The 24,188-nt window shown below is 61.4% G+C and carries 23 protein-coding genes; 16 read left to right on the forward strand and 7 right to left on the reverse strand.

Translation table 11 applies throughout. The annotated features are described in order from the left end of the window. Nucleotides 1–190 precede the first annotated feature (190 nt). From CZ345_RS06820 to hslV, 14 genes are all read left to right on the forward strand, one after another. Nucleotides 191–2,131 carry an aconitate hydratase gene (locus CZ345_RS06820; RefSeq protein ID WP_077072425.1) on the forward strand — a complete coding sequence of 647 codons (1,941 nt, stop codon included), beginning with the start codon at nucleotides 191–193 and terminating at the stop codon, nucleotides 2,129–2,131. Nucleotides 2,132–2,188: 57 nt separating this feature from the next. Next, nucleotides 2,189–4,090, forward strand: a complete 1,902-nt coding sequence (locus CZ345_RS06825; protein WP_077072426.1) for a SurA N-terminal domain-containing protein — start codon at nucleotides 2,189–2,191, stop codon at nucleotides 4,088–4,090. A gap of 265 nt (nucleotides 4,091–4,355) precedes the next feature. Then, the gene (locus tag CZ345_RS06830) at nucleotides 4,356–4,838 is read left to right on the forward strand and encodes a cytochrome c3 family protein (protein ID WP_077072427.1); all 483 of its coding nucleotides are present in this window, start codon (nucleotides 4,356–4,358) and stop codon (nucleotides 4,836–4,838) included. Between the two features lie 178 nt (nucleotides 4,839–5,016). Further along, nucleotides 5,017–5,781 (forward strand): hypothetical protein, encoded by a 765-nt coding sequence (locus CZ345_RS06835; RefSeq protein ID WP_077072428.1) that lies wholly within the window; start codon nucleotides 5,017–5,019, stop codon nucleotides 5,779–5,781. A gap of 115 nt (nucleotides 5,782–5,896) precedes the next feature. Continuing rightward, the gene (locus CZ345_RS06840) at nucleotides 5,897–6,400 is read left to right on the forward strand and encodes a hypothetical protein (protein WP_077072429.1); all 504 of its coding nucleotides are present in this window, start codon (nucleotides 5,897–5,899) and stop codon (nucleotides 6,398–6,400) included. Nucleotides 6,401–6,718: 318 nt separating this feature from the next. Continuing rightward, nucleotides 6,719–7,027, forward strand: a complete 309-nt coding sequence (locus tag CZ345_RS06845; protein WP_077072430.1) for a YggT family protein — start codon at nucleotides 6,719–6,721, stop codon at nucleotides 7,025–7,027. A 63-nt stretch (nucleotides 7,028–7,090) separates the two neighbouring features. Beyond that, nucleotides 7,091–7,312, forward strand: coding sequence for a DUF465 domain-containing protein (locus tag CZ345_RS06850; RefSeq protein ID WP_077072431.1), 222 nt, complete (start codon nucleotides 7,091–7,093; stop codon nucleotides 7,310–7,312). Nucleotides 7,313–7,503: 191 nt separating this feature from the next. Next, nucleotides 7,504–8,784: a diaminopimelate decarboxylase gene (gene lysA, locus CZ345_RS06855; RefSeq protein WP_077072432.1), complete on the forward strand. Its 1,281-nt coding sequence runs from the start codon at nucleotides 7,504–7,506 to the stop codon at nucleotides 8,782–8,784. Between the two features lie 299 nt (nucleotides 8,785–9,083). Further along, complete coding sequence (locus tag CZ345_RS06860; protein WP_162274945.1) at nucleotides 9,084–10,508, forward strand: MATE family efflux transporter; 1,425 nt, start codon at nucleotides 9,084–9,086, stop codon at nucleotides 10,506–10,508. Continuing rightward, entirely contained in the window at nucleotides 10,505–11,407 is a 903-nt protein-coding gene (locus CZ345_RS06865; protein WP_077072433.1) for a DUF2156 domain-containing protein, read from the forward strand. The genes CZ345_RS06860 and CZ345_RS06865 overlap by 4 nt, the downstream gene beginning before the upstream one ends. A gap of 77 nt (nucleotides 11,408–11,484) precedes the next feature. Further along, nucleotides 11,485–12,876: a glutamate--tRNA ligase gene (gltX, locus tag CZ345_RS06870; RefSeq protein WP_475717181.1), complete on the forward strand. Its 1,392-nt coding sequence runs from the start codon at nucleotides 11,485–11,487 to the stop codon at nucleotides 12,874–12,876. Nucleotides 12,877–13,310: 434 nt separating this feature from the next. Next, on the forward strand, nucleotides 13,311–14,768 hold the full coding sequence (gene cysS, locus CZ345_RS06880; protein ID WP_077072435.1) for a cysteine--tRNA ligase: 1,458 nt from the start codon (nucleotides 13,311–13,313) through the stop codon (nucleotides 14,766–14,768). A gap of 28 nt (nucleotides 14,769–14,796) precedes the next feature. Beyond that, the gene (locus tag CZ345_RS06885; RefSeq protein WP_077072436.1) at nucleotides 14,797–16,212 is read left to right on the forward strand and encodes a M48 family metallopeptidase; all 1,416 of its coding nucleotides are present in this window, start codon (nucleotides 14,797–14,799) and stop codon (nucleotides 16,210–16,212) included. A gap of 65 nt (nucleotides 16,213–16,277) precedes the next feature. Further along, nucleotides 16,278–16,817 (forward strand): ATP-dependent protease subunit HslV, encoded by a 540-nt coding sequence (gene hslV, locus CZ345_RS06890; protein ID WP_077072437.1) that lies wholly within the window; start codon nucleotides 16,278–16,280, stop codon nucleotides 16,815–16,817. Nucleotides 16,818–17,149: 332 nt separating this feature from the next. Here hslV and CZ345_RS06895 read toward each other — a convergent pair whose 3' ends face one another. After that, nucleotides 17,150–18,124, reverse strand: a complete 975-nt coding sequence (locus CZ345_RS06895; protein ID WP_239446636.1) for a DUF1848 domain-containing protein — start codon at nucleotides 18,122–18,124, stop codon at nucleotides 17,150–17,152. A gap of 309 nt (nucleotides 18,125–18,433) precedes the next feature. Between CZ345_RS06895 and CZ345_RS06905 the strand changes: the two genes are divergently transcribed. Together CZ345_RS06905 and CZ345_RS06910 are read left to right on the forward strand one after the other, a co-directional pair. Then, complete coding sequence (locus CZ345_RS06905) at nucleotides 18,434–19,117, forward strand: DUF4405 domain-containing protein (protein WP_077072440.1); 684 nt, start codon at nucleotides 18,434–18,436, stop codon at nucleotides 19,115–19,117. A gap of 45 nt (nucleotides 19,118–19,162) precedes the next feature. Next, on the forward strand, nucleotides 19,163–19,597 hold the full coding sequence (locus CZ345_RS06910) for a cyclophilin-like fold protein (RefSeq protein WP_077072441.1): 435 nt from the start codon (nucleotides 19,163–19,165) through the stop codon (nucleotides 19,595–19,597). Between the two features lie 2 nt (nucleotides 19,598–19,599). On the opposite strand, the gene CZ345_RS06915 is transcribed toward CZ345_RS06910, so the two are convergent. The 6 genes from CZ345_RS06915 to metC form a co-directional block, all read right to left on the reverse strand. Next, complete coding sequence (locus tag CZ345_RS06915; RefSeq protein WP_077072442.1) at nucleotides 19,600–20,280, reverse strand: HAD hydrolase-like protein; 681 nt, start codon at nucleotides 20,278–20,280, stop codon at nucleotides 19,600–19,602. Nucleotides 20,281–20,404: 124 nt separating this feature from the next. Beyond that, nucleotides 20,405–20,818 carry a zinc ribbon domain-containing protein gene (locus CZ345_RS06920; protein ID WP_077072443.1) on the reverse strand — a complete coding sequence of 138 codons (414 nt, stop codon included), beginning with the start codon at nucleotides 20,816–20,818 and terminating at the stop codon, nucleotides 20,405–20,407. A gap of 90 nt (nucleotides 20,819–20,908) precedes the next feature. Then, nucleotides 20,909–21,754 (reverse strand): histidine racemase CntK family protein, encoded by an 846-nt coding sequence (locus CZ345_RS06925; protein ID WP_077072444.1) that lies wholly within the window; start codon nucleotides 21,752–21,754, stop codon nucleotides 20,909–20,911. Nucleotides 21,755–22,010: 256 nt separating this feature from the next. Continuing rightward, on the reverse strand, nucleotides 22,011–22,346 hold the full coding sequence (locus tag CZ345_RS06930; RefSeq protein ID WP_077072445.1) for an IscA/HesB family protein: 336 nt from the start codon (nucleotides 22,344–22,346) through the stop codon (nucleotides 22,011–22,013). Nucleotides 22,347–22,413: 67 nt separating this feature from the next. Next, nucleotides 22,414–22,731 (reverse strand): IscA/HesB family protein, encoded by a 318-nt coding sequence (locus CZ345_RS06935; protein ID WP_083717198.1) that lies wholly within the window; start codon nucleotides 22,729–22,731, stop codon nucleotides 22,414–22,416. A gap of 131 nt (nucleotides 22,732–22,862) precedes the next feature. After that, nucleotides 22,863–24,053 carry a cystathionine beta-lyase gene (gene metC / locus CZ345_RS06940; protein ID WP_077072446.1) on the reverse strand — a complete coding sequence of 397 codons (1,191 nt, stop codon included), beginning with the start codon at nucleotides 24,051–24,053 and terminating at the stop codon, nucleotides 22,863–22,865. Nucleotides 24,054–24,188 lie beyond the last annotated feature (135 nt).

Raw genomic sequence — 24,188 nt, forward strand, 5'->3', positions numbered from 1 at the left:
CGGAGGGGCCGTGCCGCCATATCCGCGCTTGCCCTCCGGGCATTATCTTTGTATAAATAGGCCTTTCAAGCGCCTTGAAGATTCACTGCGGGCATGAGCGCAAGGTGAAGCTTCGGGAATGGTGCGGCCTTTTTTTGTGAATCGCCGTATAAGGATGCGCCGCTTACGCCGGCCGGAAAGGTTTTTTGCCATGAATATCGCTCATAAGATCATAAGCGCCCACCTTCTGGAAGGGGAGATGGTTCCCGGAAAGGAAATCGGGCTTCGTGTGGATCAGACGCTCACCCAGGATGCCACGGGTACCATGGCCTGGCTTCAGTTCGAAGCGCTGGGCCTGCCTTCCGTGCGGACCGAGCTTTCAGTAAGCTATGTGGACCACAATACCCTGCAGATGGGCTTCCGCAACCCCGACGATCATCGTTTCCTGCGTACCTGCGCCCAGCGTTTCGGCGCCGTGTACTCCGCGCCGGGAACCGGTATCTGCCACCAGCTGCATCTGGAAAACTTCGCCCGTCCCGGGCGTATCCTTCTCGGCTCCGACAGCCACACCCCCAATGCCGGGGGCATGGGCTGCCTTGCCATGGGTGCGGGCGGCCTTTCCGTGGCGCTCGCCATGGCGGGGGAGCCGTATTCCATTCCCATGCCCAAAGTGGTGAAGGTGCATCTCACAGGTCGCCTTCAGGGCTGGGCGCAGGCCAAGGACGTCATCCTGCACATGCTTTCCCGCCTGAGCGTCAAGGGCGGGGTGGGGCGCATCTTTGAATACTGCGGCCCCGGCGTGGCCACGCTTTCCGTGCCCGAACGCGCCACCATCACCAATATGGGCGCGGAACTCGGCGCTACCGGTTCGCTCTTCCCCTCCGACGAACGCACCCGCGAATTTCTGCGTCAGATGGGCCGCGAGCAGGACTGGGAACCGCTGTATGCCGATGAAGGTTCCGGGTACGACGAGGAGATGGAGGTGGATCTTTCCTCCATCGTGCCTCTTGCCGCAAGGCCCCACATGCCCGACAGGGTGGTTCCCGTGGCGGAACTCGACGGCCTCCGCGTCGATCAGGTGGCCATGGGGTCCTGCACCAACTCCTCTTATGCCGACCTGCATCTGGTGGCGGAAACCATGCGCGGCCGCAGAGTCTGTCCCTCCACGGATACCTGCATGGCCCCCGGTTCCCGTCAGGTGCTCGCCATGCTTACGGAGGAAGGTTCCCTCACCTCGCTTCTGGAAAGCGGCGTGAGACTTCTGGAATGCGCCTGCGGCCCCTGCATCGGCATGGGCAGTTCTCCCGTGTCCGGCGGCGTGTCCGTGCGTACCTTCAACCGCAATTTCGAAGGACGCAGCGGCACGCGCGATGCGCAGGTCTATCTCGTCAGCCCGGTCACGGCGGCTCAGTGCGCCCTGAACGGACGTTTCACCGATCCGGCGACCTGGGGTGAAGCTCCGGCCCATCCCGATTTTCCCGCCCATATTCCGGGCGGCCGTCATCATTTCCTTTTCCCCGCCGAAACGGAAGAGGAGAGAGCGGGGGTGGAAATCCTGCGCGGCCCGAACATCGTGGCGCTGGAAACCTTCGAGCCTCTGCCCGACACGCTTTCCGGCGAGGTGACGCTCAAGGTGGGCGACGGCATCACCACCGACCACATCATGCCTGCGGGAGCGGAAATCACCGCCCTGCGTTCCAACGTGCCCGCCATCGCACGCTATGTGTTCAGCCGTACGGACGAAGGCTTCGTAGCCCGTCAGGACAGGGTGAAGGCTGCGGGCGTCGCCGGCATCATCGTCGCCGGGGAAAACTACGGTCAGGGTTCCAGCCGGGAACACGCCGCTCTGGCTCCCCGTCATCTGGGCGTGCGGGCCGTGCTTGCCAAGTCGTTTGCACGCATACACAGGGCCAATCTCATCAATTTCGGCATTCTTCCGCTCATCTTTACGGATGGAGCGGATTATGAACGTATAGCGACGGGTTCCGCCGTGCGTCTGGATGTTTCTTCCATGACGGCGGGCGGCGAGGCCGTGCTGTCCATCGAGGGTGCGGGCGAAGTGACCGTGCGCAACGACCTTTCCGAAAAGGAATGGGCCGTGCTGCGGGCAGGCGGACTGCTCAACGCCGTCCGTGCCCGCCGGGCCGGGTAGCGTACCGGTTCCGGTCGGCTTTGGGAACATCAACAACACAGCAAGCAAGGAGTCGTCATGCTGGACGGCATCAGAGCCAATGCCCAGTCGCTGGGCGTAAAACTGGCTTTCGGCATCATTATCGTGGTTTTCGTTTTCTGGGGCGTCGGGTCCTACACCGGCCCCAAGGGGCTTGTGGCCTCCGTTAACGGCAAGAACATCACCGAGGTGGAATTCCAGCGGGCCTACGCCATGATGGAAGACAACCTGCGCCGTTCCATTCCCAACCTGACGCAGGAAATGCTGGAAAGCTTCCAGCTGGAGCAGCGCGTGCTTCAGTCCCTCATTCAGGAAAAGCTCATTGAGGACGAGGCGGAACGCGCCGGGCTGACCATCAGCGCCTATGAGCTGCGCGCCCTGCTGGAACAGCTTCCCTATTTCCAGAAGGACGGCAGGTTCGACGCCGAAGTCTACAAGGAAGTGCTCAGCAAGAACCACATTACTCCCCGCCAGTTTGAAACCGATCAGGCGAAGTCCATGCTGCCCGCCAAGCTTCAGCGTCTGGTGACGGCCGGGGCCTATGTCTCCCCCGCCGCGGTGAAGGCCATCTTCGACTATGCCGCCGAACGCCGCCGCGTGGACTACATCCTGTTCCCGGCTTCGGCCCACATGGACAAAGCCGCTCCCTCGGAAGAGGAAATCGTGAAGACCTATGAAGCGCAGAGCGCGAGCTTCACGGTTCCGCCCAGCGTGAATGTGGAATTCATCCGTCTGGACCCCGCGGCCATGGGCGATCCTTCCTCCGTGACCGAGGAAGAACTGCGCGCCGCCTACGACGCCCGCATTGCCCAGTACACCGAACAGGAACAGATTCAGGCCCGCCACATTCTCATCCGTGTTCCTGCCAACGCTCCCGAAGCCGAAGTGAAGAAGGCGGAAGAGCAGATCCGTTCTCTGGAAGCGCGTATCCGCGGCGGCGAAGATTTTGCCGAGCTGGCCAAACAGTTCGGTCAGGACGGAACCGCCCCGCAGGGCGGCGATCTCGGCTGGTTTGCCGCCGGGCAGATGGTGCCGGAATTTTCCAAGGCCGCCTTTGCTCTGAAGGACGGCGAAGTTTCCGCCCCCGTGCGCACGCAGTTCGGCTTCCATCTTATTAAGAAGGAAGGCCATAAGGAAGCCGTGACGCACGGCTTCGACGAAGTGAAGGATGCCCTGCGCGCCGACCTCGCCACCGAGGCCGCCTCTCACGGGCTTGATGAAAAGGCCGACCTCGTGCTCGCGCAGGCTCTTGCCGGAAAGAGCATGGCGGAAGCGGCTGCCGCCGCCGGTTCCAAGGCCGTGAAGGCCGAGAGCACCGGCATCATTTCCGCCGAAGAGCTGGGCGGAAAGCTCAATATCCGCGATGTGGACGTGCAGAACATCATGGCCGCCGCTGCGGGTACGGTGCTGGATTCCCCCGTGGCCTCCGGCAATTCCCTGATGGTGCTCAAGGTGCTGGAAAGCAAGCCCCAGAGCGTGAAGCCTCTTGAAGAGGTGCGTCCGCTCATCGTGGAATTCCTTACCGGTCAGAAGGCTGCGGAAATGGCCATGGACGAAGCCCGCAAGGCCCGCGCCGCCTTCCAGAACGGCAAGCCCGGCGAAGGCGTCGCCGTCAAGACCAGCGAACCTTTCGGCCGCGACGGCAACATTGCCGATCTCATCGCCGATCCTGCGCTTGCCCGGGCCGCCTTCCAGGTTCCCGCCGTGAACGACGTCTGGCTCAACGAACCCTACCGTGTGCAGGACGGTGCGGTTCTTGCCCGTGTGTCCGCCATCGAATCGCCCTCCGAAGAGGAATGGAAGCAGGCGGAACCCCAGATGCTGGAACGCCTTGCCGCCGACAGAGCCGGAGTGGCCTATCAGATTTATCTGACGCAGCTCGGTTCCCAGGCCACCATCAAGATGTACAACTCTCCGCTTCTTTCCCGGAAGAGCGATTAAAGGCCGCGGTTCCTTCCCGTGAAGGAACCAGGCGCAGGCGTAATGCCATGAAGCCGGAGCGCGAAGGCGCTCCGGCTTTTTCTTACGGAAGGGCTTTTCACCGGGCTGGGGAAGGGCGGAATATCATGCGTTTTACGCGGAAAGAGAGCCTGCCTTTGCGCGGCGTCTCTTGACATTATTTCTGTTTTGGCAGTAACGTAATTCTGCTTATGCCTCTGCGGCGTGAGCTTTGGTTTCGTGTAAAGACCAGGAGGAGGTCAACCCTATGAAGAAGCTGCTGACGTTCGGCTCCGCCGCTCTGATAGTCGCCGCTTTGGCTCTGCCGGCCGGCGCCGCGCAGTTCGCACATATCCCTGCCGGGCCCATTAAAATGGAACTGACCGAAAAGCCCGTGTATTTCGATCATAATATCCATACCACGCAGGACTGCACGGCCTGCCATGCGAGCATGCCCGCCCACTTCCCCCCGCTGGCCGTCGATACGGAGAAGCAGTGCGCCGTATGCCATCACAAGGTGGCCGGAACCACCCCGAAGTTCAAGTGCGGCACCGCAGGCTGCCACAACCCCGAAGACAAGCAGGCCGAGCGCAGCTACTTCAAGATCGTGCATGACCGCGAAATCTTCGGCAAGGGCCATGTCGCCGATTCCTGCCTCGGCTGCCATACCGAAGTGGCGAAGACCCGTCCTGAAAAGAAGCAGGCTCTCACCGGCTGCGCCGGTTCCGCCTGCCATCCCAAGCAGAAGTAAGCCTTTTCCCGGTATTGCCCCGCCTTTTGAGGGGCGGGGCAAGCCGTGGGCAGCTTATCTGTCTTCGTGTATTACGCCCCCGGAAGGGGGCTTTTTTTGCCCCTTAGGCAAGGCTTGCCTTTTGTCGGCAGTTGTATATCTTTGAGCCACATTTTTCTGTTACCGCCAAGAGGGGATCATGGAAGAAAAAGCGTTTTCTTCGGAGCAGCCTGAAGAGGTCATTGAGCTTTTGGATATCGTGGGGCGGTCCGCCGGAGAAGACTCCGGGAACGTGACTCGGGAGGACGCCCCCCGGCCTCAGGCAGCCGGAGAAGAAGCCGTGTGCGCCGAGCCTGCGGGTGAGGAAGTCCTTGATCTGGAAGAGAGCATGGAAAGCCCCGTGCAGAGCGGGGCTGTTCTGCCGGAAACCGACGGAGAGGCGGAAGAGCGGGACGAGCCTTCGCAGCAGGAGCTTTCCCCCGTCGCGCAGCAGGAGGTTCCCGCCGAGGCGCCTGCCGTCCCCGGAGAAGGGGAGGGTGATCTTCGCGCGGCCTTTGAGGAGCGCCTGCGCACGCTGGAGGAAAATCATCGCAGCGCCGTTCTTGCGCTGGAAGCGCGCCTTGCCGCCGCGGAAAAGACCTGTGCGGAGCTTGCGGAAAACGTGGAAAGTCTGAGCCAGCAGCTTGCCCAGGCCGGGGCCATGTTTCTGGAAGATGCCTCCGTTCGCCTCAATATGGAAGAAATGGTCAGTCACATGCTCGATGCGCGCCTGCCTGCGCTCCCGGAACAGGAAGAGGAGAATTCCTCCCGGGAAGAGGCTCTTGCCGCCCGCGTGGACGAGCTTGAGCGCCGTATGGACGAAGGGCAGGCCCGCAGCGACCAGATGGCCGCCCTTGCCGCAGCGAAGGTCATCCGCGAAGAGATAGCCGCCATGAAGGCGGCGGGCGTTCCCTCCGGGAACTGAGCATATTTCCGGCCGCATTTGCGACCGTGAGCCTTCCTCCGGGGAAGGCTCGGTATTCCCTTGTGTCGAGCGCAGGGCGTCCTGCGCCGAAAATCCATCTGGAGTTTTTCGTTTCATGAGTTCTTTTGTTACAGGCCAGATCATCGAGGCTCGCTGCACGCGCTGCAAGGATGTGACCGGCCATGTCGTCATGGCATGTCTCGACGGTATGCCCGTGAAGGTGGAGTGCCGCGCCTGCGGCAGCGTACATAAATATGTCGCCCCCGAAGTACATGCCCGTCCGAAGGTGGAAAAGACCGTGCGCGTAAAGGCCGGTCACAACCGCGTGGAAGCCGTGGACGCCACCGTGAAGGCCGAAAAGCGCGCCGCCGCTCCCCGTCCCACCCGGGAACAGCAGCAGACCGCCCGCCGTATGGAGGAAAACGAACAGCGCTGGAACAGCCTTGTGGCCGGACGCGCCGCGGTTCCCGCCCCGTACAGCATGAACGGCACCTTTGCCGTGGATTCGCTGGTGGATCATCCCGTGTTCGGTACGGGCGCGGTGCTGGAGCTGCTGCCCCCGGACAAGATGGATGTGATGTTCAAGGACGGCGTGAAGCGCCTGCGCTGCGTCTGCTGAGGCGTTTCACGGCATTTTCGGGCTCTTCTTCCGGGAGTGTTCAGCGTGTCCCGGGCGGAATTTTCTCCGTGCCGCAACGGACCATTGCGCATATTCCGGCCCTGTACGGAGCCTCGGTATGTTCCGCAGCGCCGGGCTTTACGCCCCGTGCGGAAGCGCCTGAGGCGTTCCCCGGGGAGGGCGGCGCTCCGTTACCGCACCCGGGGCGGCGCTTCGGCGTGAAGAGCGCGAAAATTATGGACGGAATATCCATTTTTTGCTTGCATCCGAAGGCCAATCAGGCAACACTCTGAATACAGGACTTCTCATGGAGGCGCCATGTTCGTCTTTGCCAACCTTGTCACCACCATCGCCGGGCTTCTGAGTCTGGTGATCAATCTTTACATCTTCGTCGTCATCGTGGCGGCTTTCCTTTCCTGGGTGAAGCCCGACCCGTATAACGCCATCGTCCGCACGCTGAGGGGGCTGACGGAACCGGTATTCTACCGCGTCCGCAAGGCGTTTCCCTTCGTGATGGTCAACGGCATCGACCTGTCGCCCATCGTGGTGCTGGTCGCCCTTCAACTGTTAAACGGCGTGGTCGTGCAGTCCCTTCTTCAGCTGGGCCTGCGTCTGACCGGCGTGTAAAATGTAGAGGAAGCCGGTCTGCCGGCTTGTTCCCTTCCACCCCAACGCAATGGAGTCTGTGCCATGGAAGAACGTGATCTCAAAATTGTGGAACAGTACGGCGATACTGATCCTGAACTGAAGACTCTCTGGGAAGAACACATGCTGTATGAAAAGCAGCTTGCCAAGTACGAGGGCAAGAGCTACCTCACCCCCAGCGAAGAGCAGGAAGTGAAGATGCTCAAGAAGCAGAAGCTGGACGGCAAGACCCGCCTGGCCGCCGCTCTCGACAAATATAAGAAGTAAGACGTCCGCCCCCTGCCGTACTGCGGCAGCGGCGTTTTTTTGTCGGCCCGGGATTTTCCCGGGCCGGGTATGGCCGTTTCCGCCCATGCGGCACGGCCATTCTTTTGCGTTTCAGGCCAAAGGCCATGGTTTGCCGTTCCATGCCGCGGGCCGGATTCCCGTCATTCTCCCATCAAGGAACAAAAGAGAACATGGCAAACGTACGATCCACCTATACCGACAGCGTGAATTTTTACGGGCAGGAAGACCCCCGCGAACTGGTCTCCCGCTTCGGCTCTCCCCTGTATGTGTATAATGAAAACATCCTGCGCGCCCGCTGCCGCGATCTTACAGGGCTCTGCAGCCTTCCCGGCTTTCATGTGAACTATTCCGCCAAGGCCAATACCAACCCCGCGCTGCTTCGCATCATCCGTTCCGAAGGCTGCGTGGCGGACGCCATGAGCCCCGGCGAACTTCATATCAACAGTCTCGCGGGCTTCACTGCCGACGAGATCACCTACGTCTGCAACAACGTCAGCGCCGAAGAGCTGAAGAATGCCGCCGATCACGGCTGCGTGGTCAGCGTGGATTCCCTTTCCCAGCTGGAACTTTTCGGCCGCACCTGCCCCGGCGGCCGCGTCATGGTACGCTTCAATCCCGGCATCGGTGCGGGCCACAGCGACAAGGTGGTGACCGGCGGCAAGAAGACCAAGTTCGGCGTGGACCCCGACATGCTGCCCGAAGTGCGCGCCATCGTGGAAAAGTACCATCTGCAGTTTGTGGGCGTGAACCAGCATATCGGTTCGCTCTTCATGGAGGAGGGGCCGTATCTTGCCGCCATGAACATTCTGCTTTCCATGGCGGAAAAGCTGCTTGAGCTGGGGTATCCTCTGGACATCATCGATTTCGGCGGCGGCTTCGGTATGCCCTACCATAAGTACGAAGGGCAGAAGCGCATGGATATGGAGGCCCTCGGGCGCGCCATCCACGGCCGCCTGGCGGAATGGTCCGCCGCCGCGGGCTACAAGGGGCGTTTCTTCATCGAGCCCGGCCGTTATGTGGTGGCCGAATGCGGCGTGGTGCTCGGCACCGTACATGCGGTGAAGAACAACGGCCCTCACCGCTTCGTGGGGACCGACATCGGCTTTACCGTGCTCGCCCGCCCCATGCTGTACGATGCCTTCCACGATGTGGAAATCTACCGTGAAAACGGCAGGCCCGGCACGGAAACCATGGAGCAGACCATTGTGGGCAATATCTGCGAATCCGGCGACATTCTCGCCAGGGATCGCCGGCTTCCCGAGGTGGAGCAGGGCGATGTCATCGCCATGCTGGATGCGGGAGCCTACGGCTGGGTGATGGCCTCCACCTACAATCAGCGTACAAGGCCTGCGGAAGTGCTCATCGGAGCGGACGGCAGGGCCAGACTCATCCGCCGCCGCGAAACGCTGGAAGATTTGACGGCGCTTTTCGTAACGGAACCGGAAGAGTAGTCCTCACGCCGTTTCTCCAGACTGTCCGCCTTCCGTGATGCGCGGTGCAGGAAAAAGAGGGGCCGCCTTGCGCGGCCCTTTTTCTCCCCGGCTTCTCCGAGAAGGCGCAAGCGCGCACGGCAGGCGTTTTCCGGCAAGGGGCTCCTGACCTTCCGGCATGTCTCGCTTTCTTCCGGTACGGAATGGGCGTTTTCAGAGAGGAAGAACGCTTTTTCCGGTACGGCGTCAACAACGACAATCCCGGCAGGAGCCTTGTGCGGGCCTTTTGCCGGGGCATACCCTCGCCCCAAGTTCTGCCCATGTCAGCATTGCTTTCTCGTTTTCTGTTCTCCCGTCGTCTGGAAACATGGCTTCGCGACGTGCCTTTCGGCATCATCTGGGGGCTTGTCTGGCCGCAGATGATGATGCTGCTTTGCAGCATCATCGTGAACCTCACGGATATCTGGGCCGCCGGGCGCGTTTCTTCCGACGTGCAGGCCGCCGTAGGCATATCCTTTCAGATTCAGGTATTTCTCATGGTGTTCGGCTGGGCCCTCGGCGCGGGGGGAATGGCCGCGGTGAGTCAGTCCATGGGGGCGGGGCGTTTTACGCGCGCGCAGAACTATGTGGGGCTCGTACTGGCAAGCTGCGTGGTCGTGGCCGTGGCGCTTGCCGCTCTGACGGGATGCTTCCGCGGAGCGGTGCTCTTCGTGCTTCAGACGCCGCCCGAACTTGTGCCTGCAACGGACTACATGGTGCGCGTCATGCTCGTGGGCCTGCCTTCCTTCTACGTCATGCAGGTGGGCGGCACGCTTTTTCGCGCGGCAAGGCAGGTCATTGCTCCGCTTCTGGTGGCCGTGGCCACCTGTGTGCTCAACGTGTTCGGCGATCTGTGCTTCGGCCTGGGCTGGCTGGGCTTCCCGGCCATGGGCATGGCGGGCATAGCCTGGTCCACCTTCAGCGCCAATACGCTCGCCGCCGTGCTCACCCTGTTTTTCCTGAAGAAGGGCAGGCTGCTCGGCCGTCATGTTCTGCCTCCCCTGCGCTGGCTGCACGGGGGACTTCCCTACCTCGTCAAGGTGGCGGTGCCGGCCTGCGGCAACAGCCTTCTGTGGCATACGGGCTATCTCGTCATGTATGCCATCACCGCATCGTTGCCGGACGGTGTGGAGGCTCTTGCCGGGCTTACCGCGGGCAACCGCATAGAATCGCTGCTGTACATGCCCGCCAACGCCTTCATGGTCACGGCTTCCATCCTCGTGGGCAACGCCCTGGGCGCCGGGGACAAGGCCGGAGCCAGACGCATCGGCCTGGCGCTTTTTTTCCTTTCCGGCGTTTCCATGAGTTCCGTGGCAGCGTGCATGTGGCCCTTCATTCCCGATCTCGCCGCGTTTTTTTCCACGGAAAGCGCTGTTCAGACGCAGATCGTGCATTATCTTTTCTTCAACGTGCTGGTGGTGCCCTTTACCGTGTCCGGGCTGGTGCTGCACGGGGTGATGAACGGGGCCGGGGCCACCATATACCCGCTCATCGTCAACACCGCGAGCATCTGGCTTGTGCGCCTGCCTTTCGGCTGGGGGCTTTCCCACCTTGTTTTCCACGACGCCTGCGGCGTGTACATGGCCATGTTTCTTTCCATGGCCATTCAGACCTCCGTTATGGTCTGGGTGTTTTTCCGCAAGGACTGGGCACGTTTCGCCATGGGCGCGCATCCTCCCCATACCAAGCATAAGGAGAAGGCATGAACCTGCCTGCCGGATATGTTCCGCTTACTCTTGACCTTTACGACGATTACCGCCGCCGCTTCGATCTCACGCCGGAACCGACGGCGGATCTGACCTTCACCAATCTCTGGGGCTGGGCGGAGTATTTCGGGCTGGGGCTTTCCCTGCGCGAAAATCTCTGCTGGATATGCCAGACGAAGCCGTATGTCCGTTACTGGGCTCCCGTGGGGAACTGGAAGGCTGCGGACTGGGCCGCGCAGCCGGAAATACGTTCGGGCGTGGAGATCATCCGCGCGCCGGAGAAGCTTTCCGCGGCGCTTTCCGCGGCGCTTCCCGGCCGTGTGGAGGCGACGGAAGACCGCGATCAGTGGGAATACCTGTACGACCGCGACGAACTTGCCGAACTTCCCGGGTCGAAGTTCCACAAGAAAAAGACGCACGTCAACGGATATCATCGCCGCTACGGCGAGGACTACCGGCCTCTCGGCGACGCTTCCAACCCCGACGGCATAGAGCATGTGCTGCAGCTTCAGGAAGAGTGGTGCAAATGGCGGGACTGCGAGAACAGCCCTTCGCTTCAGGCGGAGAACGCGGCCATTTTCCGCGTGGTGGGCAACTGGAACCGCCTGCCCGGGCTGGTGGGCGGCGCGCTGTATGTGGAGGACAGAATAGGCGCCTTCGCCGTGGGAGAAAGAGTGGGCGACATGATGGTCGTGCACTTTGAAAAGGTGCAGGCGGAGCTCAAAGGCGTGTATCAGGCCATCAACCATTCCTTCGTCAACCATTCCGCGCAGGGGGTTTCCCTCATCAACAGAGAGCAGGATATGGGCGAACTCGGCCTGCGTCAGGCCAAGGAAACTTATAACCCGGTAGGCTTTCTGAAGAAAAGCCGGCTTGTCATCAAGGCGGATGCGGAGTAATATGTCTGCGCCAACGGAAGCGGCGGAAGTTTCGGCCTCTCCGGCTTCCTTTTACATAACCTTCTGATCTTTTTTGGATGAGCTTCATGAAAATCGTTACGAGATTCGCTCCCAGCCCCACCGGCCATCTGCACATCGGCGGTGGCCGTACCGCCATTTTCTGCTGGCTGCTCGCCCGCCACTTCGGCGGCGAGTTCCGCCTGCGTATCGAAGATACCGACGCCACGCGCTCGAAACAGGAATACACCGATTCCATTCTCGCCTCCATGAAGTGGCTGGGCCTGGACTGGGACGGCGACCTGACCTATCAGAGCAAGCGCCTCGACATCTACAACGCCTATATCGACAGGCTTCTGGAAACCGGTCATGCCTACTGGTGCGACTGCACGCCCGAAGAAGTGGAAGCCATGCGTGAAGTGGCCCGCGCCAGAGGGGAAAAGCCCCGCTACAACGGCAAGTGCCGCGACAGAGGCCTTACCGCAGGTCCCGGCCGCGTGGTGCGCCTGCGCGTGCCCGACGAGGGCCGCATCGTGTTCAACGACATGGTGAAGGGCACCATTTCCGTGGATGTTTCCGAACTTGACGACATGGTGCTCCGCCGTACCGACGGTATGCCCACCTACAACCTCGCCGTGGTGGTGGACGACCATGACATGGGCGTGACCCATGTGCTCCGCGGCGACGACCATGTTTCCAACACGCCCAAGCAGATTCTGCTCTACAACGCCTTCGGCTTCGAGGTGCCCACCTTCGGCCATGTGCCCATGATCTGCGGTCCCGATCATCAGAAGCTTTCCAAGCGTCACGGCGCCCGCGCCGTCATCGAATACGAGCAGGACGGCCTTCTTCCCCAGGCGCTGGTCAACTATCTGGTGCGTCTCGGCTGGTCTCACGGCGACCAGGAAATCTTCTCCCTCAAGGAACTCGTGGAGCTTTTCGACGGCAACAACCTGAACAGCTCCCCCGCCGCCTTCGACCCGGAAAAGCTGAAGTGGCTGAACGCCCACTACCTGCGCAACACTCCCTTCCCCCAGCTTGCCGCCATGGTGCGCCCCTTCCTCGAAAAGCTGGGATACGACGTGCCCGCCGAGAAGATAGAGGCGCTTCTTCCCATGTATGTGGAACGCGCTTCCGACCTTGCCGCGCTTGCCCAGGCTCTGACCATCTACTTCAAGCCCGCCGAAGAGCTGGTGATTGAAGAGAAGGCCATGAAGGCCCTGAATGAAGACGGCAAGCATCAGCTTTCCGTGCTGCACGACATGATCGCCGACATGCCCGAATTCAGCGCCGAAGCTCTGGATACGCTGCTGCATGAATATGTGGAGAAGGGCGGACTCAAGTTCAAGCAGGTGGGGCCGCCTCTGCGTTCCGCGCTTACCGGTCTTGCCGGCGGCCCCTCCGTGCATGATGTCATGGCGGCCCTGGGCCGTGAGGAGAGCCTGAAGCGCATCGCCCGCGCTGCGAACTAGACGAACCCGCGCCCGTGCAGCATAGGAGCCGCGCGGGCGCAGCGGCCGCGTCGCTTTCCCGTGACTTCTTCGGGAAAAAGGCGCGACGGCTTTTCGCCGTTCGGCGCTTCGCGGCCGGAAGAAAACGCCTTTTTCATGCATCCGGCCCTGTCCGAACTCTGGACGGGACCGGATGACTGCTTATTTAATACGGGAAAACACCGCGGCCGTCTCAGAACCGGCTGCGGAAGCCCCTCTCCTGAAGGACAGGCGGGGGAAAAGCCGGACGCTTTTCCCCTCCCCGCCGGAGCAGGGAAGAGCGCAAGGCCGGATGCGGTTTTCCGTAACGCCTTCTTGCGCTGACCGGATCGGATAACGCCGGAGCGAGGCAACGCCCCGGAGAGGGCCTTCTCTGCGGGGAAGGCCGCAATAAGCCCGCATAATGGGAGAATTTCATGCAGCTTTATAATTCCATGACCCGCCGCAAGGAAAATTTCGAGCCTCTCAATCCCGGCAGGGTGGGCATGTACGCCTGCGGCATCACGGCGTATGACCTCAGCCACATAGGCCATGCCCGTTCCGCCGTCGTGTTCGACGTATTGAACCGCTATCTGCGGTATCTCGGCTACGATGTGACCTTCGTCCGCAACTTCACCGACGTGGACGACAAAATCATCGCCCGCGCCGCCCGTGAGGGGAAGAGCAGCACCGAAATAGCCGAAACCTACATCGCCGCCTTCCATGAGGATATGGACAGGCTGAACGTGCGCCGTGCCGATATCGAGCCGCGCGCCACCGAATACATCGGCGACATGCAGGAACTTATTCAGACCCTCATCGAGGGCGGCCACGCCTACGCCGTGCCTTCGGGCGACGTGTATTTCCGCGTGCGTTCCTTCAAGGGCTACGGCAAGCTTTCCGGCAGGGACGTGGATGATCTGCGTTCCGGCGCGCGCATCGCCATAGGCGAGGAAAAGGAAGATCCGCTGGATTTTGCCCTGTGGAAGGCCGCCAAGCCCGGCGAACCCTTCTGGGAAAGCCCGTGGGGCAAGGGTCGTCCGGGCTGGCATCTGGAATGTTCGGCCATGAGCAAGAAGAACCTTGATCTGCCTCTCGACATTCACGGCGGCGGGCAGGATCTCATCTTCCCCCATCACGAAAACGAAATAGCGCAGAGCGAAGCTTCCACCGGCAGGGAACTTGCCCGCTTCTGGGTGCACAACGGCTTTGTGCAGATCAATTCCGAAAAGATGTCCAAGTCGCTCAACAACTTCAAGACCATCCGCGACATTCTGGAACATCGCCAGCCGGAAACGCTGCGCTTCTTCCTGCTGGGCAAGCATTACCGCAGTCCCATAGACTTCAGCTTCGAAGGGCTGGACGAGGCGGAACGCGCTCTGAAGCGCGTGTACGAATGCCTGCGCGATGCAAGGCAGGCGCAGGGACGCGCCTCATGGAAGAAGGGCGAGGTTCCCGCTTCCGTGCTCGATGAGTTCGAACCGCTGGAAAAGGGCTTTTTTGAAGCCATGGACGACGACCTCAACACCGCCGGAGCCCTGGGGCATGTTTTCGGCATGGTGCGTCTCATCAACCGTATTCTCGAAGACAAGGCCCTGCGCAACAAGGAAGGCATCCGCGACCTGCTGGAGCGCTTCGACAGACTTTCCCGCGCCTGGGCCGACGTGCTCGGCGTGTTCGGGGCGGAACCCTCCGCGTTCCTTGAGGCGCTGCGCGATACCCGTGCCGAACGTGCGGGCATCGACATGGAAAGGGTGCGCGCCCTTATGGCGGAGAGGGCCGAGGCCCGTGCCGCCAGGGACTTCGCGCGTTCCGACGCCACGCGTGATGCGCTTGCGGCCATGGGCATAGAAGTGCGCGATACTCCCGCCGGAGCGGTGTGGGATATCGCCTGACGGGCCGGAGAGGCCGGGAAAACATGCGATGCGAGTTCGTTCCCTGATTGCCGCCGTGTGCATGGCGGGTATGCTGCTTTCGCCTTCTCCCGCCGCGGCGGGACTTTTCGGTGATTTCACTCTTCAGGATGAAATGAAGATGGGCCGGGAATTCGAAGTCCTGGTCAAGTCGACCATGCCCATCATAGAAGATCCCGTGGTGCGTGATTATGTGCAGGGCGTGGTGGACCGCATCGTCAAGCCGCTGCCTCCTCAGCCCTACAAGTTCCCGGCCAACGTGGTGCTGCACAATTCCCTGAATGCCTTTGCCGCGCCCGGCGGCTTCGTATTCGTGTTTTCAGGTCTCATCATGCATCTGAATCATGAATCGGAGCTGGCGGGCGTGCTCTCCCACGAAGTGGCCCATGTGACGCAGCGGCATATCGCCGGGCGCATGGAAAGAGGGCGCGCCATATCCATGGCTTCCCTTCTCGGCATGGTTGCTGGCGTGGCGGCGGGAATCGCCGGGGGCGGCAGCGCGGGCGGCGCCGCCATGGTGGGAAGCATGGCAGCAGGTTCTGCGGCCATGCTGAATTACAGCCGTCTGGATGAGGACGACGCCGACCGTTTCGGCCTTAAATATCTGGTGGATGCGGGCTACAACCCGCAGGGACTGGGCGGCGCGTTCGAGGTGCTTCGTTCCCAGGACTGGGGCGGAGGTTCCGCCATGCCCGCCTATCTTTCCACGCACCCTGATCTGAACGTCAGACTTGCGAAGCTCAGGGCCGACATACAGAGCATGTCGCCTGAACTGAAGAACCGCAAGGATGACGACAGCCGCTTCCGCCGCGTGCAGGCGCTGCTCTGGGCACGCCATGGCGATGCCGGTCATGCGGAGCAGATTTTTGCCAGAGGCGGGGACAGGGACCCCGTCAGCCTCATGGGCAGGGCCATGCTTGCGGCCCGTCAGAACCGCATCAAGGATGCCGAAACGCTGTTTTCCTCGGCGTTGAAACTTGCCCCGAAGGATGCGCTCGTGCTGCGTGAGGCGGGCATTTTCGAATACACCAAGGGCGGGGACATGGGCCGCGCCCGCCGCTACCTGGAACAGTCGCTCCGTATTGCCCCCGGCGATTATTACGCGGAATTCTTCTATGCCCGTCTTCTGGACGATTCCGGCGACAGGGCCGGGGCGCAGCGGCGCTACCGCGAGGTGCTGCGCCATGTGCCGGAAGACAGCGAGGTGCATACCTATTACGGCAGGTCTCTCGGAGCCGTGAACAGACTCTGCGAAGGATACCTGCACCTTGCCTACGCGGCGCTGTACGGCAACGAGCAGCGCCGTGCGGACAACTGGCTGGAAAAGGCAAAATCCGCAGCCCGCAGCCCCGAAGAGAAAAAGGCCGTAAAAACCTATGAGGAAAAGGCTGCGGCGCGTGCCAAAATCATGAAGGAAGCCCGGTAACGGGCATCCATGCCGGACTTTCGTGATGTTGTTGAACTTTCATCCGCTTTCAGGCAGGAGATGATATGGAACTGAGAGGAACGACCATTCTGGCCGTACGCAATGAACACGGCGTTGCCATCGGCGGCGACGGGCAGGTGACCATGGGGCAGACCATGGTGATGAAGCATACGGCCCGCAAGGTTCGCCGTCTGTACAGGGGGCAGGTGCTGGCGGGTTTCGCCGGGGCCACGGCCGACGCCTTCACGCTTTTTGAACGCTTCGAGGCCAAACTTGAGGAATCGGGCGGCAACCTTCTGCGCGCCGCCGTGGAAATGGCCAAGGACTGGAGGCAGGATAAATTTCTGCGCAAGCTGGAAGCGCTGCTGCTGGTGGCCGATGCCGACCGCACGCTTATTCTTACCGGTACGGGCGATGTCATAGAACCCGACGACGGCGTGGCCGCCATTGGTTCCGGCGGAGCCTACGCTCTTTCCGCCGCCCGGGCGCTGCTGCGCCACACGCAGATGACGCCTTCGCAGATCGTGAAGGAATCCATGGCCATTGCTGCCGATATCTGCGTGTTCACCAATACGCACCTTACCATGGAAACCATTGAGAAGTAGTCCCGTGAGGGAGGAAAAAGGCGGCTTCTTTCGGGGAGCCGCCTTTTTTCGTACCCGGTCTTTTCCGCAACGATGCGGGAACGTGTCTCCGGGGCGGGCAGAGGCAGGGCCGGCTGCGTACATGAGGGACCGGTCTGACTTCTGTACGGAGGAAGGAAAGCGCCGTGCGGCAGACGTTTCCGTCGCTTCCTGGGGGGCAGGCACGGAAAGATGTTTCGTCTTGAAGGCGGGGCGCAGGCCGAGCTGTGCCCGGATGTTCCGCGCGTCCGCTCTCTGCCCGGGAGGCGGGCGTCAAGGGCGTCGGGAGAGCAAGGGCCTTTCCCAACGGTTCGTTATAACAGGGCTTCCCGTGTCTCGGGCATGAACAGGCACCGGGCCATGTTTTTCCGCACCAGACGTTCCGAACGGTCGGCATAGCAGTAGGCGCAAAGATGCGGACAGGTATCGTAGGCTCCTATATCCTTGCTGGGGAAGCAGCCGCAGGCTTTGCGCTGGCCTTTGTCTCTGGGAGCCTTTTCCTGGGGAAGCAGGGAGAGCGGAGATGGTTTCGGATGCAGCGCCTGCTGCAGCGCTTCGTTGTCGGGGCAGAGCCGGGACAGGAGGAAGGCGTCGACACAGGCGTTTTTGCGTATGCCGAAGTTGTGAAGGTCCGTGTTTTCGGCGCAGGCGGCAAGGGTGAGCGGATGCGGCCAGGAGCGGTTCATCGACGCCATGCCCTGCGCGAGACGGCATATTTCCTCTTCCGAAGGGGCGCGGAATCCGGGATGAAGCGCGTGCAGGTTTCTTGCCGTCTTACGGTACATATCCACAAAGCTGAAGACCAGTTTTTCCGTAAACGGCGAGAGGGTGCGGCCCATGCGGTCCACGCGGTCCAGAATTTCCGCTTCGTGGAGTCCTCCTCCCAGAATGATGGGGTCGAATCGCCAGATGACGCGGTGAGGCCCGAGTCTGTCGGCCAGACGTTTAAAGGTGTCGAGGCGGACGCGCATCGGGGGAAGATGCGGCTCCAGACCTTCTTTTTCGTAATCGTTGAGCGTGAACTGGAAGTAAAAGGCAAAGCCTGCGGAGCGTATGGCGTCGAGGTTTTCCAGAAAAGGGGCCGGATTTTTGCTCCAGAAGACGAAAGCACATGTTTTTTCAAAGGAAATGAGACTTTCCTGACCGGGATTGAAGGGATTTTTCCGGCGGCAGAAACCGGCGTTCAGCCGCCCCATGAACCATGCGCCGTGGAAGGCGGGAATATCCGTGGCGCGGCTTGCGGAAATGACGAGAGGTGTTTCCGCTCCGGGAATGTGCGCTCTGGCCATGCGGTCTCCTGTCGTGAGTGGCATACGATGAGCCGAAATGTTTGGGGCCCCTTTCCCGCCGCAGATACAGGAGCGTGCCGTACACGGCTCACAGGCGCGGCCTTGCCTGCCGAAAGCATACGCCGTTTTTTCTCTGGAGTATATGCGTTGCAGGCATACGTCGTTTTTTTTGTCCGATGCGGAAGAATCGGGCAAGAATTTGCGAGAAGCGTATCTTCATGAATACGGGCAGGCGCGCGTATTCTTCCTTCAGATCGGGTTCCGTGTGCAGGAGTGTGTCGGCGCGGACCCGGCGTAAGGAGAAATGCCATGAAAAAAACGGGGAGACTCGTGCTCGATGGCGTGATGGCGGCGGTCTTTCTTCTGCTCATGGCCGGTCGTGAAACGGGAAACGTCGTGCACGAATGGCTGGGGCTGGGGCTTGCGTGTCTGGCCGCGCGGCATGTGCGGCTGAACCGGCACTGGTTTTCGGCGGTTCCGGGCGGGCGGTATTCCTTGTCCCGTGCGCTGCGGCTCGTTCTCAACGCTTCTCTCTGTCTGGCTTTTGCCGGTGCGCTGGTGAGCGCCGTCCCTGTTTCCCGGACGGTGTTTTCCTTTCTCGGGCTGGAGGGCGGCCTTTTTTCACGAACGCTGCATGTGTTTTCCGCGCACTGGGCCTTTTTTCTTGCGGCGTTTCATGCCGGGCTGTACGGCCGCCGCGTGCCTCTTCCCCCATGGCGGGGCGGGGGAGCCGCTCTGCGCGCATTGTTCTTTTTTGTCTGTGCGGCTGCGGCGCTGTTCGGCGCCTGTGCCTTCCCCCGTCGGGATATGGCATATGTGCTGACCATGCAGAGCACTTTTCTGGCCTGGGGCGGGCAGGATGGAACGGCATCTTTGTTGCTGGACTACGGGGCCATGTTCTTCCTTCTGTTCTGGGCGGCCCGGATATGCGCCCGTCCGGGGAGAGAAAAGGCGAAGGCCCCCGACGGAGCGACACGCTGCATTCCCGGTTGACGGGAAAGAAAAAGCGCGGCCGTTCAGCCGCGCAGGGAGGATGCGATGAAAAAAGGAATACTGATATTGTCCGTGGCCATGCTCATGGGATGCTGCGGTCATGCCGTGGCAGGAGAAGAGACCGGGCAGAGGGTACGCCTGAGCTTCGGGGAACATGAGGCGGTGGTTTTGCTGGACAATCATCCCGCAGGCCGTCGATTCGTGGAGATGCTTCCTCTGACCGTGACGTTCGAGGATTTCAACGGCACGGAAAAAATCGCCTATCTGCCGGAAAAGCTGGATACGCGGCAGTCACCGGCAAGCTGCGATCCTGAGGAGGGAAGCTTCACCTACTATGCGCCGTGGGGCAACCTTGCGGTGTTCTACCGCGATTTCCGGCACTCCAGCGGGCTTGTGCCCCTGGGGCGCGTGGAATCGGGCATGGAATATCTTTCCGCCGTGGAAGACGGCGCTGTCGTCCGCATGGAAAAAATGGAATAGCTTCAGCGCCGCATGAGCGTTCTGAGTTCCTCCACCGAGCCGGCAAGCCAGGAGGCCCCGGCTTCGGTGAGTTCTTCACGGCTTCCGAAACCGTACAGTACCCCGAGCGTGGGGATGCCGTGCCGCCCCGCGCCGAGCACGTCGAACTTGCGGTCGCCTATCATGAGGCAGCCCCCGGTATGGCTGAGGCCGAGTCTTTCCATGGCATACTCGATGACGAGATGCTTTTCCACGCGCTTTTCTTCCACGTCGCCCCCGGCCATGAGCAGAAAGGCTCCGTTCATGTCGAAGCGCTCCAGAATACGCACGGCGAAGACTTCCGGCTTGGAAGTGGCGAGTATGAGCCTGCGCCCTTCGTCCCGCCAGGAATGAAGCAGATCCCTCATTCCCGGGTAGGGCACGTTTTCATACATGCCCTGCTGCCCGTAGTATTCCTGAAAGTACTCGATGGCCTTGTAGGCCGTGTCGAGGTCGAAACCGTAGTGGCGCATGAAGGAATCATAGAGAGGCGGCCCGATGAAGGGATAGAGCCTGCGCGGATCCTTCTCATGAATGCCGAAGCGCTCCAGCGCGTACATGACGCCCCGGGTAATGCCTTCCGAAGGGTCGGTCAGCGTGCCGTCGAGGTCGAGAAAAACATATTCGGCCTGAGAAGGAGAGGACAGGGACGGAGAAAGCGTCATGGAACACCTGAAGGAGAAAAGTGGGCGCAGGGGCGCAGGGAGAAAGAATCTCCCGGCAGAGACTGCGCTGCCGGAAGAACATCCGGGAAGAGAGGCGAAAGAACCGCCTGAGGGATGAGGTCGGTCAGGAAGCCAGCCAGGCGACAAGGCTCCAGCAGCAGAACCAGGAAACGATCTGGAGAATCAGGGGATTGATGGAACGGCCCATCATCATGAGCTGTATGTTGACGGCAAAGGTGATGACGCGCGCGATACCCGCGAAGACCAGAAAGCCTATGCAGGCCAGGAGGCCGAACTTCAGCCCCATGGCAAAGGCCAGGGCAAGGGTGATGATGCCCATCTGACAGGAGGGCAGAATCTGACTGGAGTGGGACTGCATGAAGACCACGCGCTGGTGGAAATTGCCGCGCTGTTCCCGGCCGGGGCCGTCCATGAGTTCCGCATCCACGATTTCACGGGTACGGATGACGGGCTGACCGCAGCTGGGGCAGGAGGTGCTGTCGTCGGGAATGGCGGCGTGGCAGTTGGGGCAAAGCATGGGGAAAACCCTCTCAGGATGGCTTTGTGAACAGGATGGTTTAACTCTAATCATCCTGTGCCGCTTGGCAAGGGAAAAGAGTTCCCTTCGTCAGGGAAGTGCGGGCACGGGAGGAAGCAGACCGGTGAGATCGGTTTCCCCGTGCGCGGTCATGCGTACCGGGCCGCCCACCCAGACATCCCATCCTTCGTGGCCTTGTTCCATGCGTACGGTAAGGGTACAGCCGCTGGGCTGACGAATGGCGCAGCGCGTGAGGCCGAACGCGTGGTGCAGGTTCAGGGCGCAGGCCAGCGTACCCGAGCCGCAGGCGCTTTCACGGCAGAGGGTGGCGGTATCGCGTACCCATACCACGGGGCGGAGATCGGCTCCTGCGGGATCATCGTTCAGGGGCGAAACCCACAGATGCCCCACGGCCTCCTCGTGGGAAACGCCGCACGCCTCGCGCTGCCGGCGGCAGAAGAGGGGCAGCTCCTGTTCCGGGGGAAAGGGGCCTTCCTGTACGATGTGGGCTATGCCGGGCACCCGGATGAGGCGCAGACCTCCGGGAAAAAACTCCGGCTCGGGCAGGGAGGAAAAGTGCAGGCAGGCTTCGGCAAAGGGCAGGGAGTTTTCCCCGAAGAGCACGCGCACGGCCACGTCGCCCGGTACGCCGGAAACTTCCACCTTGCCTTCGCATACGTCGCCTTTCCGGGAAAGAAGGTTTTGCACGGCAAGCAGCACGGCGAAGGAACGTGTGGCATTGAGGCAGAACTCTCCGCCCATCATGTCCAGCCGGGGCTTTTCCGAAAGGCGTACATAGCCCACCTGTTCCGCTCCGATATGCTGCCCGTCCATGACCGCGCCCGCCGCCGGAACGCGAAGCGGCTGCGGGAAGTCTTCGGCCCGCAGAAGTATGGTGGGGTTTCCGCCCGGAGTCATTTTCCAGAATTCGTACATACCTGTTCCTTGAAGCGGCCTTTCCGCCGGAACGTCACCGGCATGGAAAGCATCGTCTTTCGCCGTATCCGCATTCCCTGCGGCGCAGGTTCCGGGTGGGGCGCTTTTGTGCGGAGAACCTCGGCACGGGGTGCCGAGGGAAAAGGGAAAGGCCGCCATGCTTGCGCACGGCGGCCCGTCATGCGGGATCTTCCCCCGCGGAAGGTGACGCGCAGCCGCTTACGGTTTTACCGGAAGAGCGGCTCCGCCTGCGGCATCAGTGGTGGCAACCGCCGCCGCAGGTGCCGGTGCCGCAGCTGGAGCAGCCGCAGCCGCCCATGCTGGGCAGGGGGATTTCAGGGGTGACGAGGAAGCCCATGGGGCTGGCATCGACCGTGGCTCCGCCTATGGTAGCCCACAGTTCCTTGGTCGCGCAGAAGGTATAACCATCCTGCTCGGTGACGAAATCCTGTTCGTTGGGTTCGTCGAGAGCAAGGCCGATACGGGGACCGCTGCACCCGCCGGGAGCGAGGTACAGACGGATGGCGGATTTTTCCTTGTCGGCGAAAAAGGCGTCGAGTTCGGTGCGGGCGCTTTCGGTGAGAGTAAACACAGTGTGCTCCGTTGAGTAAAAGGTCATATGGGGATCACTCCCCAGAAAACCTTGGAAGCTTACGGTATCAGTGGCTTCCGCAGCTGCTTCCGCAGGAACCGCAGCTGCTCCCGCCCTGAAGCGGGATTTCCGGGTCGACGATGAAGCCCATATAGCTCACGTCGATTTTTACGCCGCCGATGCGTTCCAGCAGCGAAGATTCCAAACAGAAGGTGAAACCGTTGACTTCAAAGGCCTTGTCGTTGTCGGTAGGCTCATCCAGAGCCAGGGCGAGACGGGGGCCGCTTCAACCGCCGGGGGCCAGATAGACGCGGATGCCGGCTTTGGGCTTGTCGGCGAAAAAGGCCTCAAGTTCCTGCCGGGCAGCATCGGAAAGATGAATCATGTATATCTCCAAAAGAAATGGGTTTGGGTAAAAATAGGAACGGTTCTTGTCTTTGTCAATGGAAGGAAGGCGCTTTTCCTCTTTTTTGTGCCTGAGCCTTCCGCTTTGTACAAAGACCGGCCCGCTTTTGTTTACGAAAGGGCGGCGCGAAGGCGCCCGAACCCTTCCTCCAGATCGGCCTTCAGGTCTTCCACGTCTTCCAGACCTATGGCGTAGCGCACGAGGGTGCAGTTGTCGTCGTTCCACACCGGGGCAATGCGGTTCAGCGCGGTGCGTTCGGGGTGACAGTGTTCCACGAGGCTGTCGTATCCGCCCCAGCTTGCGCCGATGCTGAACAGCTTGTAGCCGTTGAGCATGGCCGCCACCGCCTTTCTTTCCATTTTGGGCAGCACGATGGAAAAGAGCGAGCCGCCCCCCGTGAAGTCGCGTGCCCAGAGGGCATGGCCGGGATGGCTTTCCAGCGGAGGATAGAGCACCTGAAGCACTTCGGGCCGCGTTTCCAGCCAGCGGGCCAGTTCCAGAGCCTGGGCGAACTGCCGTTCCATGCGTACCTTCATGGTACGCAGGCCGCGCAGGGCGAGGTAGCAGTCGTCGGGAGAGGCTATTTCCCCCATCTGCACGCAGAAGGCGCGCATACGGAGGTACAGTTCTCTGGTGCGGGCCGTGATGATGCCCATGACGAGGTCGGAGTGTCCGGCGATGAATTTTGTGGCCGCTTCCACGCAGATGTCCACGCCCGCGAGCAGCGGCTTGAAGTAGAGGGGGCCTGCCCAGGTGTTGTCCATGATGACCACGGCTCCGTGGGCGTGCGCGGCCTGGACTATGGCCGGAATGTCCTGCATTTCAAAGGTGAGGGAACCCGGCGCTTCCGTATATACGACGCGGGTGTTCGCCTTGATGAGCACGTCTATGCCTGCGCCGATGGTCGGGTCGTAATAGGTGGTTTCCACCCCGAAGCGGCGCAGTATGCTTTCGCAGAACATGCGCTGCGGACCGTAGACGCTGTCGGGCATGAGCACATGGTCGCCCGCGCCCACAAAGGCAAGGAGCGACTGCGTGCACGCGGCAAGGCCGGAGCTTGTCACCATGGAGCCTGCGCCCTGTTCCAGGCGGTTTACGGCGTCGCACAGGGCGAAGGCGTTTTCCGTGCCCAGAGCGCCGTAACAGACGTTGCGGAACTTGGCGTCGCCCGCCTCATTGGCGTCGAATTCCTCCAGCGTGGGGGAAACGATGGTGGATGCGCGGTGCACCGGCATGTTGACGGGGCCGCCGACGCGCAGAGGCGCGCGCCCGGCGTGCGTGAGTATGGTGGAATCCTTCATGATGCATTCCTCGGGGAATATCCCTTCCGGGCGGAGCGTACCGCCCGGAAGCTTTCGGCTTTGCGTGGAAAAGGTTGCCGGAATTCTGCGCCGGAGCGTTGCGGAGCGCGGTGTCTGCACGACGGAAAGCCGTGC

Source organism: Mailhella massiliensis, assembly GCF_900155525.1.
GTDB lineage: Bacteria > Desulfobacterota > Desulfovibrionia > Desulfovibrionales > Desulfovibrionaceae > Mailhella > Mailhella massiliensis.

Coding starts and splice junctions, on each gene's coding strand:
- CZ345_RS06825 (WP_077072426.1), top strand. CDS start 2,189: ATGCTGGACGGCATCAGAGCCAATGCCCAGTCGCTGGGCGTAAAACTG.
- CZ345_RS06850 (WP_077072431.1), top strand. CDS start 7,091: ATGGAAGAACGTGATCTCAAAATTGTGGAACAGTACGGCGATACTGAT.
- CZ345_RS06860 (WP_162274945.1), top strand. CDS start 9,084: ATGTCAGCATTGCTTTCTCGTTTTCTGTTCTCCCGTCGTCTGGAAACA.
- CZ345_RS06905 (WP_077072440.1), top strand. CDS start 18,434: ATGAAAAAAACGGGGAGACTCGTGCTCGATGGCGTGATGGCGGCGGTC.
- CZ345_RS06925 (WP_077072444.1), bottom strand. CDS start 21,754: ATGTACGAATTCTGGAAAATGACTCCGGGCGGAAACCCCACCATACTT.
- CZ345_RS06910 (WP_077072441.1), top strand. CDS start 19,163: ATGAAAAAAGGAATACTGATATTGTCCGTGGCCATGCTCATGGGATGC.
- CZ345_RS06820 (WP_077072425.1), top strand. CDS start 191: ATGAATATCGCTCATAAGATCATAAGCGCCCACCTTCTGGAAGGGGAG.
- cysS (WP_077072435.1), top strand. CDS start 13,311: ATGCAGCTTTATAATTCCATGACCCGCCGCAAGGAAAATTTCGAGCCT.
- CZ345_RS06895 (WP_239446636.1), bottom strand. CDS start 18,124: ATGGCCAGAGCGCACATTCCCGGAGCGGAAACACCTCTCGTCATTTCC.
- CZ345_RS06840 (WP_077072429.1), top strand. CDS start 5,897: ATGAGTTCTTTTGTTACAGGCCAGATCATCGAGGCTCGCTGCACGCGC.
- metC (WP_077072446.1), bottom strand. CDS start 24,053: ATGAAGGATTCCACCATACTCACGCACGCCGGGCGCGCGCCTCTGCGC.
- CZ345_RS06830 (WP_077072427.1), top strand. CDS start 4,356: ATGAAGAAGCTGCTGACGTTCGGCTCCGCCGCTCTGATAGTCGCCGCT.
- CZ345_RS06885 (WP_077072436.1), top strand. CDS start 14,797: ATGCGAGTTCGTTCCCTGATTGCCGCCGTGTGCATGGCGGGTATGCTG.
- hslV (WP_077072437.1), top strand. CDS start 16,278: ATGGAACTGAGAGGAACGACCATTCTGGCCGTACGCAATGAACACGGC.
- CZ345_RS06845 (WP_077072430.1), top strand. CDS start 6,719: ATGTTCGTCTTTGCCAACCTTGTCACCACCATCGCCGGGCTTCTGAGT.
- CZ345_RS06835 (WP_077072428.1), top strand. CDS start 5,017: ATGGAAGAAAAAGCGTTTTCTTCGGAGCAGCCTGAAGAGGTCATTGAG.
- CZ345_RS06865 (WP_077072433.1), top strand. CDS start 10,505: ATGAACCTGCCTGCCGGATATGTTCCGCTTACTCTTGACCTTTACGAC.
- lysA (WP_077072432.1), top strand. CDS start 7,504: ATGGCAAACGTACGATCCACCTATACCGACAGCGTGAATTTTTACGGG.
- gltX (WP_475717181.1), top strand. CDS start 11,485: ATGAGCTTCATGAAAATCGTTACGAGATTCGCTCCCAGCCCCACCGGC.
- CZ345_RS06920 (WP_077072443.1), bottom strand. CDS start 20,818: ATGCTTTGCCCCAACTGCCACGCCGCCATTCCCGACGACAGCACCTCC.
- CZ345_RS06915 (WP_077072442.1), bottom strand. CDS start 20,280: ATGACGCTTTCTCCGTCCCTGTCCTCTCCTTCTCAGGCCGAATATGTT.